Annotated in this window: 14 protein-coding genes; 8 read left to right on the top strand and 6 right to left on the bottom strand. The window is 60.0% G+C overall.

The genetic code is table 11. The features are described 5' to 3' along the window. Positions 1–14: 14 nt before the first annotated feature. The gene (locus DKB71_RS27315; RefSeq protein WP_408598631.1) at positions 15–374 is read right to left on the bottom strand and encodes a PilZ domain-containing protein; all 360 of its coding nucleotides are present in this window, start codon (positions 372–374) and stop codon (positions 15–17) included. A 240-nt stretch (positions 375–614) separates the two neighbouring features. Further along, complete coding sequence (locus tag DKB71_RS27320; RefSeq protein WP_408598633.1) at positions 615–989, bottom strand: tetratricopeptide repeat protein; 375 nt, start codon at positions 987–989, stop codon at positions 615–617. A gap of 172 nt (positions 990–1,161) precedes the next feature. On the opposite strand from DKB71_RS27320, the gene pyk reads away from it, so the two are divergent. Further along, a complete protein-coding gene (pyk, locus tag DKB71_RS27325; protein ID WP_274074334.1) occupies positions 1,162–2,613 on the top strand; it encodes a pyruvate kinase in 1,452 nt (483 codons plus the stop codon). Between the two features lie 238 nt (positions 2,614–2,851). Next, on the top strand, positions 2,852–4,234 hold the full coding sequence (locus DKB71_RS27330; protein WP_408598635.1) for a hypothetical protein: 1,383 nt from the start codon (positions 2,852–2,854) through the stop codon (positions 4,232–4,234). Between the two features lie 199 nt (positions 4,235–4,433). Here the strand turns inward: DKB71_RS27330 and DKB71_RS27335 are convergent, their stop codons facing one another. Next, complete coding sequence (locus DKB71_RS27335; RefSeq protein ID WP_408598637.1) at positions 4,434–5,369, bottom strand: iron-sulfur-binding ferredoxin reductase; 936 nt, start codon at positions 5,367–5,369, stop codon at positions 4,434–4,436. Then, positions 5,362–6,468: a GGDEF domain-containing protein gene (locus DKB71_RS27340; protein ID WP_408598639.1), complete on the bottom strand. Its 1,107-nt coding sequence runs from the start codon at positions 6,466–6,468 to the stop codon at positions 5,362–5,364. The genes DKB71_RS27335 and DKB71_RS27340 overlap by 8 nt, the downstream gene beginning before the upstream one ends. A 311-nt stretch (positions 6,469–6,779) precedes the next feature. Between DKB71_RS27340 and DKB71_RS27345 the strand changes: the two genes are divergently transcribed. From DKB71_RS27345 to DKB71_RS27370, 6 genes are all read left to right on the top strand, one after another. Next, a complete protein-coding gene (locus DKB71_RS27345) occupies positions 6,780–8,303 on the top strand; it encodes a fumarate hydratase (RefSeq protein WP_008061943.1) in 1,524 nt (507 codons plus the stop codon). 135 nt (positions 8,304–8,438) lie between these two features. Then, positions 8,439–10,205: an ATP-binding protein gene (locus tag DKB71_RS27350; RefSeq protein ID WP_408598642.1), complete on the top strand. Its 1,767-nt coding sequence runs from the start codon at positions 8,439–8,441 to the stop codon at positions 10,203–10,205. Next, positions 10,199–11,524: a sigma-54-dependent transcriptional regulator gene (locus DKB71_RS27355; protein ID WP_408598644.1), complete on the top strand. Its 1,326-nt coding sequence runs from the start codon at positions 10,199–10,201 to the stop codon at positions 11,522–11,524. Before DKB71_RS27350 ends, DKB71_RS27355 begins: the two co-directional genes overlap by 7 nt. Before the next feature lie 307 nt (positions 11,525–11,831). Further along, positions 11,832–13,151 (top strand): MFS transporter, encoded by a 1,320-nt coding sequence (locus tag DKB71_RS27360; protein WP_274074327.1) that lies wholly within the window; start codon positions 11,832–11,834, stop codon positions 13,149–13,151. Positions 13,152–13,470: 319 nt separating this feature from the next. Beyond that, on the top strand, positions 13,471–13,686 hold the full coding sequence (locus DKB71_RS27365; protein ID WP_323626980.1) for a hypothetical protein: 216 nt from the start codon (positions 13,471–13,473) through the stop codon (positions 13,684–13,686). Positions 13,687–13,938: 252 nt separating this feature from the next. Beyond that, a complete protein-coding gene (locus DKB71_RS27370; RefSeq protein WP_323607838.1) occupies positions 13,939–14,568 on the top strand; it encodes a flavin reductase family protein in 630 nt (209 codons plus the stop codon). On the opposite strand, the gene DKB71_RS27375 is transcribed toward DKB71_RS27370, so the two are convergent. Further along, positions 14,569–14,799 (bottom strand): hypothetical protein, encoded by a 231-nt coding sequence (locus tag DKB71_RS27375; RefSeq protein ID WP_323626982.1) that lies wholly within the window; start codon positions 14,797–14,799, stop codon positions 14,569–14,571. Between the two features lie 41 nt (positions 14,800–14,840). Further along, positions 14,841–15,194 (bottom strand): antibiotic biosynthesis monooxygenase family protein, encoded by a 354-nt coding sequence (locus DKB71_RS27380; protein ID WP_274074323.1) that lies wholly within the window; start codon positions 15,192–15,194, stop codon positions 14,841–14,843. Between the last annotated feature and the right edge of the window lie 45 nt (positions 15,195–15,239).

Here is a 15,239-nt window from a genome sequence, read left to right on the forward strand (position 1 = left end):
AACTGTTTGCTGTATCAGGCCGAAGCCGGCAACGGCTGAAAACTGAAGTATCGCTTCAATGCCTGCACCAACTGGCCATACTCCGGCGGTGCCCGTTGCAGGCTGAACCCGGCGTCGTAATGGTGGGGGGTTTCGTCCTCGTGGCACCACAGGCAACACGCCTGCAAATCGATGACTTGCATACCCCCGTCGCTCGCGGGGATTTTCAGGCGCAAACCGAAATCGGCACCGATCATCATCGGCAACTGACTGACGAGCATCAGCCCGTCTGCGGAGACGTTGCCCAGGAAGCCGATCGGCTTGTCGGTGACGCTGTTGAACACTTTCAGAAAATACGGCAGTTGATGCCGCTCGATACGGCGGTCAGTGAACATGCGCAATTCGCCCAGCAAGGCCCTTAAGCAGGGCCGCACTAATGCTTCGGAACGGTCCTGCCTGCGGTTGAATCAGACATGGGCGCGCTCTCCCCGCTCCTGGTGCGACAGTCCATGAACCGCTGCCGCTTACTCCTGCCGATCACGGGTGTTACGTCGGTCTGGAGGCGAGGCTCCAAACCGCTTTATTCGACTATAGCTCACCGTCGTCGCTGAGCCAGCGCTGAATGGGTAACGTAATCAGAAGCGGGTAGGACGCACCGCCGCCGCACTGCGCAGCGGATAGTGACCCAGCGCCTGCAAGGTTTCCAGGCGCGCCTGGGCGCGGTAGGCATATTCGCTTTGCGGGTACGACGCGATGATGAACTGGTAGGTTTGCGCCGCATCGACAAACAGCTTCTGCCGTTCCAGGCACAGACCGCGCAGCATCGACACTTCCGGCCACACATTAGGCCGCGCGCGGCTGGCGCGTTCGACCTTGGACAGCTCGAGCGTCACCTGCTCGCAATTGCCCCGGTCATAGGCGCTGTAGGCAAGGTTCAAATGGTGGTTCATCGACCAACGGGTGCAGCCCACGACACTGAGGGCAAGGACGGCTATGAGCACGAATCGCATGGGAGTTCTCCTGACTTGAGCTCTGTATCGACCCATTGGCGCAAATCTTCAGGCGACCGGTCAGCAAAAGTGTTCAGTTCAACAAACAAACGAATAAGTAGTGCACATGAACAATGACTACACCCCAAGAGCATAGTAGCCTCACTCAGCGCTTGAACTCAGGAGTCTTTGCATGTCCGTCCGTCGTACCAAAATCGTCGCCACCCTTGGCCCGGCCAGTAACTCGCCGGAAGTCCTCGAACAACTGATCCTGGCTGGCCTGGACGTCGCCCGCCTGAACTTCTCCCACGGCACCCCCGACGAGCACAAGGCTCGCGCTAAGCTGGTGCGTGACCTGGCAGCCAAGCACGGCCGCTTCGTTGCCCTGCTGGGTGACCTGCAAGGCCCGAAAATCCGTATCGCCAAATTCGCCAATAAGAAGATTGAGCTGAAGATCGGTGATCAATTCACCTTTTCCACCAGCCATCCCCTGACCGAAGGCAACCAGCAAGTGGTCGGCATCGACTACCCGGACCTGGTCAAGGACTGCGGCGTGGGCGACGAACTGTTGCTCGACGACGGTCGCGTGGTGATGCGCGTCGACACCGCCACAGGCACCGAACTGAACTGCACCGTGACCATCGGCGGCCCGCTGTCCGACCATAAAGGCATCAACCGTCGCGGTGGCGGCCTGACCGCTCCGGCCCTGACTGAAAAAGACAAGGCTGACATCAAGCTCGCCGCGGAAATGGAAGTCGACTACCTCGCGGTGTCCTTCCCGCGTGACGCCGCGGACATGGAATACGCCCGTCAACTGCGCGACGAAGCCGGCGGCACTGCCTGGCTGGTAGCGAAGATCGAACGCGCCGAAGCCGTGGCCGACGACGAAACCCTCGACGGCCTGATCAAGGCGTCCGACGCCGTGATGGTGGCCCGTGGCGACCTCGGTGTGGAAATCGGCGACGCCGAGCTGGTGGGCATCCAGAAGAAGATCATTCTGCACGCACGCCGCCACAACAAGGCCGTGATCGTGGCGACCCAGATGATGGAGTCGATGATCCAGAACCCGATGCCGACCCGCGCCGAAGTGTCCGACGTAGCCAACGCCGTGCTCGACTACACCGACGCCGTGATGCTCTCGGCCGAAAGTGCTGCCGGCCTGTACCCGCTGGAAGCCGTGCAGGCGATGGCGCGCATCTGCGTCGGCGCTGAAAAGCACCCGACCAGCAAGACCTCCAGCCACCGCATCGGCAAGGAATTTACCCGCTGCGACGAGAGCATTGCGCTGGCGACCATGTACACCGCCAACCACTTCCCGGGCGTCAAAGCGATCATCGCCCTGACCGAAAGTGGCTACACCCCGCTGATCATGTCGCGTATCCGTTCCTCGGTGCCGATCTACGCGTTCACCCCACACCGCGAAGCCCAGGCCCGCGCGGCAATGTTCCGTGGCGTGTACACCATCCCGTTCGACCCGGCTTCTCTGGCGCCGAACGAAGTCAGCCAGAAGGCGATCGACGAGCTGGTCAAGCGCGGCGTCGTACAGAAAGGCGACTGGGTCATCCTGACCAAGGGCGACAGTTACCACACCACCGGCGGCACCAATGGCATGAAGATCCTGCACGTTGGCGATCCAATGGTCTGAGTGACACGCTGAAAACCAAAAGCCCTGCCATGTGAATGGCGGGGCTTTTTTGTGCCTGAAACTTCGCCATCAGAAAGTTTTTTTATCTCAAAATAATCGCCAAACCTGTCAACTCTGACAGTTGTTCATTTCCCCCCGCCCCCGTCTCATAGAGAGCAGCAGCCCCGTACTGTTTTTGCGGAACGGGCAGAGGATGCGAGTGCAAACGCATTCGCCCATTACATCAAGGGAAAGTGCAATGACCACGGAAAAAATACATGCTTCGACTCTATCAGGCGAACTGGACCCCATTTTTGGTGAAAATGGTTTGGTCGTCCTCCGTTCACCAAACCCCGATTTCCCAAACTGGTCCTCACGGGTTGTCGCTGTAGGTCCTGACAATATGATCTACATCGCGGGAGTTCTATATGATGATGTCAACGGAATGCTCTACGCGCTGACACGCCTGAATGAAGCTGGCTCTATCGACACCAGCTTTGGCAAACAGGGTTTCTTCTACGATTTTTTTTACGGATCCGCTAGCTCCAGCTTCTACGCCGAACAGATTGCATTTGTGAATGGCAGAGTTCTGCTGACGGGAACGCTGTTTTACCGTGTAGGCGGCGTGAGTGAGCGGGAAAAGGCCGCCGTTCGTTTTCTACCCAATGGCACCATTGATGAAAAATTTGGCGAACAAGGAAAAGTCATTATCCCGGTTCCTAAAACGACTGCTGATTTACACGCCGTATCCGCGTACAACGAAAAATGTCTTGAAATCGAAAAGTCAAGATGTGTTTCATCCGATTCTTTGAGCAAGCTTGCGTCCTACGCGCTCGAAACTTCGCCAATTACCGACGATCGCATCATATTGCTTCATGATTCTGGCTCCTTCGCCTCGATTGATACCTGGATCATCTGCTTGACTCCAAGCGGGGAACTTGACCTTTCATTCAATGAATCGGGTTTTGTCCGTGTCAGACATGACATGTTTAACTTCTTGCAACTGATTAGCCTGATCGTCGACGATGCGGGCAACTACATCAGTGCCGGCCACGCCAAAACAGGTTACTTCAATCCCCCTGAAGCAGTTGTTCTAGTAAAACACAGCAGAGACGGCAAACTGGATAAATCCTTTCAACGAGACGGATTTCTGCTTGCAAACGATGAAAACCCACTCAATTACTGGGAGCTTGCCAGCACAGTAAAACAACCCAACAATCGCATTCTGTGCACAGGTTCAAGGCATTCAAGACACGACACTGCGATCTCCGGATTTTTAATGAGTCTGGAAGCTGACGGCTCGAACAATATCCAGTTCAACGGTGGAAAACCGGTATTCATGAACATAAATTCATCCAGTACGTATTTGTACACTGCTGACTTCCTGCCTGACGGAAGCTTCGTGACTACCGGACTTTTAGAAAAATCCCGTAAAGAAAGTCGTTACGCTATCTCGCGTTTCTTTTACAACGGCGTTCATGACAAGGACTATAACAACGGGGTGGGCTGGCTTGACTATAAAGAAGCGGTAAACATTGGTTTGTATTCTTCAGCCATTAAAGACAACAAGGCCTTTTTTGCGGTGGAATTTAAAGAAGAAACTGTAGTCATCCGCGCAGTAGCAAAAGGACTGATGCCCTGAAAAACAAAAGCCCTGCCATGTGAATGGCGGGGCTTTTTGATTTTTGATCCGGAAGATGTGTTGCCTGGGGAGGCCTCATCGCGGGCAAGCCCGCGAAGAGGCTTGTCAGGGCGGTTCAGTCGTAGCGTCAGCAGGCCGCGTTCGCGTTCAATCTGGATGGCATCGGGCATGGAAGGTCTCGCATCTGAAAAATCAGCGCTCAACCGCGGGGCAGGAAGACGTCGGCCAACAGTTGGTTGCGTGGCAGCCCCGCCAGGTACAGGCGCCGGGCAAAGGCGTCGACGCTGTCGGGGGATCCGCAGAGCAAGGCCTGGGTTTGTCGCGAAACAAGCCGCAGTTGCGCCAAAGCCGCGGGCAACTGGGTCGGTGTCCACAGCTCGATGCTGAGGTTCGGACGGCTGGCGGCCATGGCTTGCAGAGGTTTGGCCAGATAATGCTCGTTGGCATCATGGGCCAGGTGGATGACCCGAATGGCGCCCCGATGATCCTGGCGCAAGGCTTCTCGCAAGACGCCGAACAACGGTCCCAACCCGGTGCCGGCCGCCATCAGCCACAGCGGTCGGTCGTGCCAGTCCGGGTCGTAATGCAAGGCTCCGCCACGCAATTCGCCGAGACGGATCGGGTCACCAATCTTCAATTGACGCGCGGCATCACTGAATTCGCCGGGTTGGCGACAATCAAGGTGAAACTCCAGAAAACGGTCTTCTTCCGGCAGGCTGGCCAAGGAATACGGCCGCGCCACATTGCCCGCCCACAACACCAGATGCTGCCCGGCGCTGTAGCGCAACGGGCGTTGTGGCGTCAGGCGCAGGCGCAAAACGCTACTGCTCAACCAATCGGCCGCAGCGACCTCGGCCGGACGGCCGTCCTCTTGCGGGTCGAAGGTGTGCACTTGCAAATCTTCAATCACCTGGCACTGGCAGGCCAGGCGCCAGCCTTGCTGGCGCTGCTCTGCGCTCAGGGCATCGGGGCGGCTGTCGCTCGGTAATCCTTGCACACACTGCACCAGGCAGGCATGACAACTGCCGGCGCGGCAGCTGTAGGGTACCGGCACGCCGTTCTGATTCAGGGCATCAAGCAGATTGGTGCCGGTTGCCACCGACCATTGGCGATCGCCCACGCGTAATTCAGGCATCGACGTTTTCCCACGCCGCCGCGCAACGATTGCGGCCGTCACGCTTGGCGCGATACAGCGCCTGGTCCGCCCGCTGCAAGGCCTCGTCAAGATCATCGCCCATGTCCAGCAGAGTCATGCCCGCGGACAGACTGAGACTACCGACCTTCAAGCCGATCAGCTCGACATCGATGAAGGCGAGGCGCAGCCGCTCGCAACAGGCCGTCAAGCGCTCGGCATCGCAATCGGGCAGCAACACCACGAACTCTTCTCCGCCATAGCGTGCCAGGACATCGCCGTCGCGCAGGCAGGCCGACGCCACGCCGGCAAACGCCTGCAGCACCTGATCCCCAGCCGCATGGCCATAAATGTCGTTGATCCGTTTGAAGTGATCGAGGTCGATCAGCGCCAGGCCATGCACCACGCCGGCGTCCATGGCTTTGAGTTCGCGCGAAGCCAGGCGCAGGAAATGCCGGCGATTGAACAATCCGGTCAACTCGTCGGTGGCCACCAGGTCCTCGAGCTGACGCATCATCCCGCGCAAAGTGTCCTGGTGCGCCTGCAGGGCGAAGCGGCGTTGACGCATGCGCAAGCGCGAGGCCTGGACGTAGCGGGCGTACAGTTCCAGCCAGACCAGCACGATAAACAGCACGCACACCTGCACCACCGCCAACGCCGGATCGGCCAGCTGAAAGTGGTAACCCTCCCACAGGGTGATCGCGCTGAAACTGAAAAACACCAGCAGCGCGCACCGCGCAAATGCACGGCGCGACAGATGAAACAGCCCGAACAGCAGAATCAGCACGTAGAACACCAGGAACGTGCCGCGCGCCTCATCCAGATTGGCAATCAACCAGGTTTGCCAGCCAAGCCCCAGCAGCACCTGCGCCTCGGTCAGGCTGGGATCGGAAAAACGCAGGTTGCAGCCGCTGTAGAACACCACGAACAACGCCGCCTGGCTGATGACCACCAGAGCGCTGCCAACGGCGACATTGGCCAGCGGTTCATCGTAATGGCCGGTGAAAAACGCCAGCCACAGCAGCAACAAAGCCAGGGCATAAGTGCCGGCCGCGAGGGCAAACCGTTTGAGTAACAGGCGCTGGATGGCGTTATGGGTCAATCGTTGACTCACCCTATGAAAGGAGACTGACAGAGCGTCCTACTCTACAGACCGATAACCACTTTAATGGTGCGGCCGATAAATGACCATTCAATTTTCGGGCTGACCCGATTCGGGGATCGGGTTCGACCATGCGACCAAGGTTTGACCACCGGCGCGTGTACCCGCCAGCAAGGCGCGTTATACTGCCGCGCCTTTTTAGCGTCGCGCCAGCAGCCCCGGCGTGCCTTGAAAGGTGCTTGCAACCGACCGATGCACCCAAGCTGCAAGCACCTTATTGAATGTTCCCGTCTTTTAGAGGAGCGCGACTCATGACCGTGATCAAGCAAGACGACCTGATTCAGAGCGTTGCCGACGCCCTGCAGTTCATTTCCTACTACCACCCCGTGGATTTCATCCAGGCGATGCACGAAGCCTACCTGCGCGAAGAATCGCCAGCGGCCCGTGATTCGATGGCGCAGATCCTGATCAACTCGCGCATGTGCGCCACCGGCCACCGCCCGATCTGCCAGGACACCGGCATCGTCACCGTGTTCGTCCGCGTGGGCATGGACGTGCGTTGGGATGGCGCCACCATGGGCCTGGACGACATGATCAACGAAGGCGTGCGTCGCGCCTACAACCTGCCGGAAAACGTCCTGCGTGCTTCGATCCTCGCCGACCCGGCGGGTGCTCGCAAGAACACCAAGGACAACACCCCGGCCGTTATCCACTACTCCATCGTTCCGGGTAATACCGTGGAAGTGGACGTGGCGGCCAAGGGCGGCGGTTCCGAGAACAAGTCGAAAATGGCCATGCTCAACCCGTCCGACTCGATCGTCGACTGGGTGCTCAAGACCGTTCCGACCATGGGCGCCGGCTGGTGCCCACCGGGCATGCTCGGCATCGGCATCGGCGGCACCGCCGAGAAAGCCGCTGTCATGGCGAAAGAAGTGTTGATGGAATCCATCGACATCCACGAGCTGAAGGCCCGTGGCCCGCAGAACCGCATCGAAGAAATGCGCCTGGAGCTGTTCGAGAAGGTCAACCAGCTGGGCATCGGCGCCCAGGGCCTCGGTGGCCTGACCACCGTGCTCGACGTGAAGATCATGGATTACCCGACCCACGCCGCTTCGTTGCCGGTGTGCATGATCCCGAACTGCGCCGCCACCCGTCACGCCCACTTCGTGCTCGACGGTTCCGGCCCGGCTTCGCTGGAAGCGCCACCGCTGGACGCCTACCCGGAAATCGTCTGGGAAGCCGGCCCGTCGGCCCGTCGCGTCAACCTCGACACCCTGACCCCGGAAGAAGTGCAGAGCTGGAAGCCGGGCGAAACCGTCCTGCTCAACGGCAAGATGCTCACCGGTCGCGACGCAGCGCACAAGCGCATGGTCGAGATGCTGAACAAGGGTGAAACCCTGCCGGTGGACCTCAAGGGTCGCTTTATCTATTACGTCGGCCCGGTCGATCCGGTGCGCGAAGAAGTGGTTGGCCCGGCTGGCCCGACCACCGCAACGCGGATGGACAAGTTCACCCGTCAGATCCTCGAGCAAACCGGCCTGCTGGGCATGATCGGCAAATCCGAGCGCGGCCCGACCGCTATCGACGCGATCAAGGACCACAAGGCCGTTTACCTGATGGCAGTGGGCGGCGCGGCTTACCTGGTAGCGCAAGCGATCAAGAAATCCCGCGTTGTCGCTTTCGCCGAACTGGGCATGGAAGCGATCTACGAGTTCGACGTGAAAGACATGCCGGTGACCGTTGCGGTCGACAGCAAGGGCGAGTCCGTACACATCACCGGTCCTGCCATCTGGCAGCAAAAGATCAGTGAAAGCCTGGCGGTAGAAGTGCAGTAAGCGCTTCGGCTGCCTGAAAAAGGCGACAGGGGATTCAACCCCTGTCGCCTTTTTTATTACCTGCACAAGGCGTGGGAATACCGAAGAGGGCCATGTTATGGTGCGCCCCCTCCGTACACCTGTGTAATGCCCAGCATGTTTGAGTCCTCTCGCCCTTTGCGCCTGGCGCTGTATACCCTGTTGATCATCGCCGGCGCCGCCCTCGCTGCGACCCTGGCCGTTCGTCAAACGGTGCGCCAGTCATTGGTCGATGACGCTGCCCGTGCCAATCAGCAACTGGCGCTTTACGCCACTTCCCTGCACACCCTGATCGAACGCTACCGCGCCCTGCCCTCGGTGCTGGCACTCGACCCGCAGTTGCGCGACGCACTCAAAGGCCCGGTGAGCCCCGAGCTGGCGCAGGAATTGAACCGCAAACTGGAAAAAATCAACGGCGCCGCCGAATCCTCGACCCTGGAGCTGCTGGATCGCACGGGCCTGGCCGTGGCGGCGAGCAACTGGCGCTTGCCCAGCAGCTACGTCGGCCACAACTATGGTTTTCGTCCCTACTTCAGCCAGACCCGCACCCAGGGCACCGGGCGTTTTTACGCCGTTGGGGTCACCAGTGGCATTCCTGGCTATTTCCTCTCCAGCGCCGTAACCAACGACGATGGCCAGTTCCTCGGGGCCATGGTGGTGAAACTGGAGTTTCCCGAGCTGGAACGCGAATGGCGCCAGGGTAGCGACACCCTGCTGGTCAGCGATGCCCGCGGGATTATCTTCATCGCCAACCAGTCGGGCTGGCGCTATCGGTACCTGAAACCGCTGAGCGACAGCGATCACGCCGAACTCAAGGTCACCCGCCAATACGACAAGCAGCCGCTGACGCCGCTTCAATACCAATCGTTGCTCCGCTTCGACGAGAACAGCGACCTGGCACGGGTCGATGGCCCCGACGGCCCTGCCGATTACCTATGGGAATCCCTGCCCCTGGCCGCCGAAGGCTGGACTCTGCACCTGCTGCGCCGCCCGCAGGTTGCCTTCGAAGACAGCCGCAACGCCGCACTCGCTGCGGCGGGTATCTGGCTGACGCTGGTGTTTTTGCTGCTGTTTCTCACCCAGCGCTGGCGCCTGGCCAAACTGCGCCAACGCAGCCGCGAAGAACTCGAACAGCTGGTAGAAGAGCGCACCCGCGACCTGCGCACCGCCCAGGAAGGCCTGGTGCAATCGGCCAAGCTCGCGGCCCTCGGCCAGATGTCAGCGGCGCTGGCCCATGAGATCAACCAGCCGTTGACCGCCCAGCGCATGCAGTTGGCGACCTTGCGCCTGTTACTGGATCACGGTCGCGTCGACGACGCCTACAAGGCGCTCAAGCCGGTGGATGACATGCTCACGCGCATGGCCGCCCTCACCGGCCACCTGAAGACTTTTGCCCGCAAAAGCCCCAGTGGCTTGCGCGAACGCCTGGACCTGGCAGCGGTGGTGGACCAGTCCCTTGAGCTGCTCGACACGCGTTTGCGCGATGAGCAGGTCAGCACCGTGCTGCACCTGACACGCCCGGCCTGGGTGCGGGGCGATGCGATTCGCCTGGAACAGGTACTGATCAACTTGCTGCGCAATGCCCTGGATGCGATGCAGGACAAACCCTGCAAACGCCTGGAAATCCGCCTCGAAGCCGACGAGCAATTGTGGCGCCTGAGCGTCATCGACAACGGCAGTGGCATCGCCGAGGAAAACCTGGCGAAAGTGTTTGACCCGTTTTTCACCACCAAACCGGTGGGTGATGGCCTGGGCATCGGTCTGGCCGTATCCTTCGCCATCGTTCACGAATCGGGCGGACGCCTGAGCGCTGATAATCACGACAACGGCGCGGTGTTCACCCTCACCCTGCCCATCGACGTGGAGGCTCATGACCCATGCTGAATTCAGTGATGGTGGTCGACGACGAAAGCAGCATTCGCAGCGCCGTCGAGCAATGGCTGAGCCTGTCGGGTTTCGAGGTGCAGCTGTTCAGCCGCGCCGACGAGTGCCTGGCGCAGTTGCCCAGGCATTTTCCCGGGGTGATTCTCAGCGACGTGCGCATGCCCGGCATGAGCGGCCTGGAACTGCTGGCCGAAGTACAGCGCCGCGATGCCGACTTGCCGGTGATTCTGCTGACGGGCCACGGCGACGTGCCGATGGCTGTCGACGCGATGCGCGATGGCGCCTACGACTTCCTGGAAAAACCCTTCAGCCCCGAAACCCTGCTCGGCAGCTTGCGCCGGGCGCTGGACAAGCGCCGGCTGGTCCTGGAAAACCGTGCCCTGCACGAACAGGCCGACAACCGCGCCAAACTTGACGCCACCTTGCTTGGCGTCTCCCGTGGCTTGCAGACTTTGCGCCGGCAGGTGCTCGACCTGGCGGCGCTGCCGGTCAACGTGTTGATCCGCGGCGAAACCGGTAGTGGCAAGGAGCTGGTTGCCCGTTGCCTGCACGACTTCGGCCCGCGCGCCGACAAACCCTTCGTCGCCTTGAACTGCGCGGCCATCCCCGAACAACTGTTCGAGGCCGAGCTGTTCGGCCATGAAAGCGGCGCATTCACCGGCGCCCAGGGCAAGCGCATCGGCAAGCTCGAATACGCCGATGGCGGCACGCTGTTTCTCGATGAAATCGAAAGCATGCCCCTGGCGCAGCAGGTGAAATTGTTGCGGGTGCTGCAGGAGCAAAAACTCGAGCGATTGGGTTCGAACCAGAGCATTCGCGTGGATCTGCGGATCATTGCCGCGACCAAACCGGACTTGCTGGAGGAAGCGCGGGCCGGACGTTTTCGCGAGGACCTGGCTTACCGCTTGAACGTCGCCGAGCTGCGCCTGCCGCCGTTGCGCGATCGCCGCGAAGACATTCCATTGTTGTACGAGACTTTTGCCCGGAGTGCCGCCGAACGCCTGGGTCGCTCCTTTGCGCCGTTGAGCGGGCCGCAGTTGAGTCATCTGCTGAGTCACGACTGGCCGGGCAATGTGCGTGAGCTGGCGAATGTGGCCGAGCGCCAGGTGTTGGGGCTTGGCGAGCCCGTGCCGGCGGGCATCGAGCCTGGGCAGTCACTGGCGGCGCAGCAGGAGGCGTTTGAAGCGCAGTGCCTGCGCGCAGCGTTGACCCGGCACAAGGGCGATGTGAAAGCGGTGCTCGAAGAGCTGCAACTGCCGCGCCGGACTTTCAATGAAAAGATGCAGCGGCATGGATTGAGCCGGGAGATGTTTTTGTAGTGACTGTGCAGGCCTCTTCGCGAGCAAGCCCGCTCCCACAATGACCGAGCCGGTCGCGAATTTTGCGTACGACACCCGCCACTGTGGGAGCGGGCTTGCCCGCGAAGAGGCCAGTTCAGGCAACACACCTGCCAGCACCTAAGCAGTTTTCCGCTCAAGCCCAGCCTTTCATGAGCGGATTTCCGCTCATCGACTCCCCTAAACCCCTCTAAACCGCCCCTCTCCCCGTTGGCACAGCTCCTGCTATAGCCCCCGCAGGCTGCGTTTAATCGCGCTCCACAAAAACAATTAAACGAAGGATCCTTCAATGGATAACTCCAACGCCCTGCCACTTGGGTCGGCTGCCGCGCCGGCCAAAGCAAGAACCACCGCCAGTCGCATCAAATCGATCTTCAGCGGTTCCGTTGGCAACATGGTCGAGTGGTATGACTGGTACGTCTATGCCGCCTTCTCCCTGTACTTCGCCAAGACCTTTTTCCCCAAAGGCGACACCACCGCACAACTGCTGAACACCGCTGCGATTTTCGCCGTGGGCTTCCTGATGCGTCCGATCGGGGGTTGGCTGATGGGCCTGTACGCCGACAAAGTCGGGCGCAAAAAGGCGCTGATGGCCTCGGTGTACCTGATGTGCTTCGGCTCGCTGTTGATCGCCCTGAGCCCGGGTTATGAAATCATCGGCATCGGCGCGCCGATCCTGCTGGTGTTCGCCCGTCTGCTGCAGGGCCTGTCGGTCGGTGGCGAATACGGCACCTCCGCCACCTACCTCAGCGAGATGGCGACCAAGGAACGTCGCGGTTTCTACTCCAGCTTCCAGTACGTGACCCTGATCTCCGGCCAGCTCATCGCCTTGGCCGTGCTGATCATCCTGCAAAACGTACTGACCACCGAAGAGCTATATGCCTGGGGCTGGCGTATCCCGTTCGCCATCGGCGCGCTGTGTGCCGTGGTCGCGCTGTACCTGCGTCGCGGCATGGAAGAAACCGAGTCGTTTACCAAGAAGGAAAAGGCCAAGGAAAGCGCGATGCGCACCCTGATGCGCCATCCGAAGGAACTGATGACCGTGGTCGGCCTGACAATGGGCGGTACGCTGGCGTTCTACACCTACACCACCTACATGCAGAAATACCTGGTGAACACCGTCGGCATGAGCATCTCCGACTCCACCACCATTTCCGCCGCCACGCTGTTCCTGTTCATGTGCCTGCAACCGATCATCGGCGGGCTGTCCGATAAAATCGGTCGCCGGCCGATCCTGATCGCCTTCGGTATTCTGGGGACGCTGTTCACCGTGCCGATCCTCACCACCCTGCACACCATCCAGACCTGGTGGGGCGCGTTCTTCCTGATCATGGCGGCGCTGATCATCGTCAGCGGCTACACCTCGATCAACGCGGTGGTGAAGGCCGAACTGTTCCCGACAGAAATCCGCGCCCTGGGCGTAGGCCTGCCGTATGCCCTGACCGTGTCGATCTTCGGCGGCACCGCTGAATACATCGCGCTGTGGTTCAAGAGCATCGGCATGGAAACCGGGTACTACTGGTATGTCACCGCGTGTATCGCCGTGTCGTTGCTGGTGTACATCACCATGAAAGACACCCGCAAGCATTCGCGGATCCTCACGGACTAAGTCCAGGCGCGTTTGACAAAAAGGGGCAGACCGTCGGGGTCTGCCCCTTTTTTGTTTTTCCTGCGCTACACGAATAATCCTTCACTGCCGTGGGAGGCGGATTAATCACGAGTTAATGCGCTCCCCTCATCCTGAACCTGCCTGATCGATTACCTGTGATGCGCTCATTCAGACCTTGAAAGCGAAAACGCCTGCTGGCCTTAACATCAATTTAATCGATTGTTTTTAGCATAGTTTTGCGCTTTTTAATCAGTTTAATTGGCGTAGCATAAAACCCATGCCCAAGACACAAAACGCCAAAGAACCTGGAGAAATGAAGATGAAAACCAAACTGTTCCTCGCCATCGCCCTGTCCGTATTGGCCGCCAACACCTTCGCCGCCGATGGTTACGACCGCACAGGCTCCGCCGTTGCCGCCGATGGTTATGACCGCACTGGCTCCGCTACCGTCGCTGCAGACGGCTACGACCGCACTGGCGGCGCTACCGTCGCTGAAGATGGCTACGACCGTACTGGCGGCGCTACCGTCAGCTGATTCACTCAGCGGCACCACAGCCCGGCTTCGGCCGGGCTTAGTCATTTCTGTGGCACCGAAAATCTGCGGGCAAACCATAGAACCTGTGGGAGCGGGCTTGCTCGCGAATGCGGTTTTACATTCAACATTCCTGTTGCATGACACACCGCTTTCGCGAGCAAGCCCGCTCCCACATTGTCTGAGTCCGTACTGGAAAAATGTCGGCGGTCCTTGCACCATGTCCGCCTCCCGCAAGTGCCAGGAATTCCCGCCATGCCCGACGACATCCACTATTACGAACCCGCCAACGGCCACGGCCTGCCCCACGATCCCTTCAATGCGATCGTCGGCCCGCGTCCCATCGGCTGGATTTCCTCACAGGATGCCGAAGGCCGCTTGAACCTGGCGCCCTACAGCTTTTTCAACGCCTTCAACTACATTCCGCCGATCATTGGTTTTTCCAGCGTCGGGCGCAAAGACAGCCTGAACAACATCGAACAGACCGGCGAATTCGCCTGGAACCTGGCCACCCGGCCATTGGCCGAGCGGATGAACCAGAGCAGTGCCATGGTCGAGCCCCAGGTCAACGAGTTCGAGCTGGCAGGCCTGGGTACCGTCGCCTCGAAAGTCATTCAGGTGCCACGGGTCGCCGAAAGCCCGGTGTCCTTCGAGTGCAAGGTCACGCAGATCATTCAGTTGCAGCGGGCCGATGGCAATGTGGTGCCGAGCTGGCTGATTCTCGGCGAAGTGGTCGCCGTGCATATCGCCAAGTGGCTGTTGAAGGATGGCGTGTACGACACCGCCGCGGCAGAACCGATTCTGCGCGGCGGCGGGCCGGCGGACTATTTCCAGCTGGGGCCTGAGGCGTTGTTCAAGATGTATCGCCCGGGGGCGGTGAAGTAATTACCAGAGCAGATCGGTGTCTTCCTTCACATCCTTGAGGCGGGTCAGCTCCTTGGCCGCCGCCAGGTCAGCCTCATTGGCCGTCTTGAAGGTCTGGCCTTCCAGCACTTTGTGAAAACGCGGGGCGCCGGAACCACCCAGCGCTTTGACGGCGATAGCGGCGTGGTAACCACCCTCACCCGGTACTACGGCGGAAACAGCTTCGAAGTGTTCAAAGGCTTTACGTGCCATGTCGCGAATCCTGGCTGGTTGAGAATGCCGCCATTAAACCCTCAACCGGCCAGTTTGTGTATATCTGCCCCGGACTGTCGCAAGGCCTGCGCCGCCGACACATCCTTGAAGGTGTGAAAATCCAGGCTGTTGACCACCAGTTCCTGCACCAGCTCGGCAAAAACCTCCATCGCCGGGGTGCTGAAATAGGCGGTCATGGCCTGCTGGTTGACCCAGAAACCAGACACCAGCCACAACTCGGGGTCGCATAACGAATGCTGCAAGGCAAAGTTCAGGCAACCGGGTGCAGCGCGGGACGGCTCGATCAGCGCGCTCAGGCGCACACCCAGCTCTTGGGAACGCCCGGCGCGCGCTCGGACAAAGGCCATATGACTGACGGGGATCTGCTTGGACATGTTCAACCCTCCCGGGGAGTCGCGTGGCAGCCAGGGGCGGGCTGC

This window comes from Pseudomonas sp. PLMAX (assembly GCF_046042685.1).
Lineage (GTDB): Bacteria > Pseudomonadota > Gammaproteobacteria > Pseudomonadales > Pseudomonadaceae > Aquipseudomonas > Aquipseudomonas putida_AE.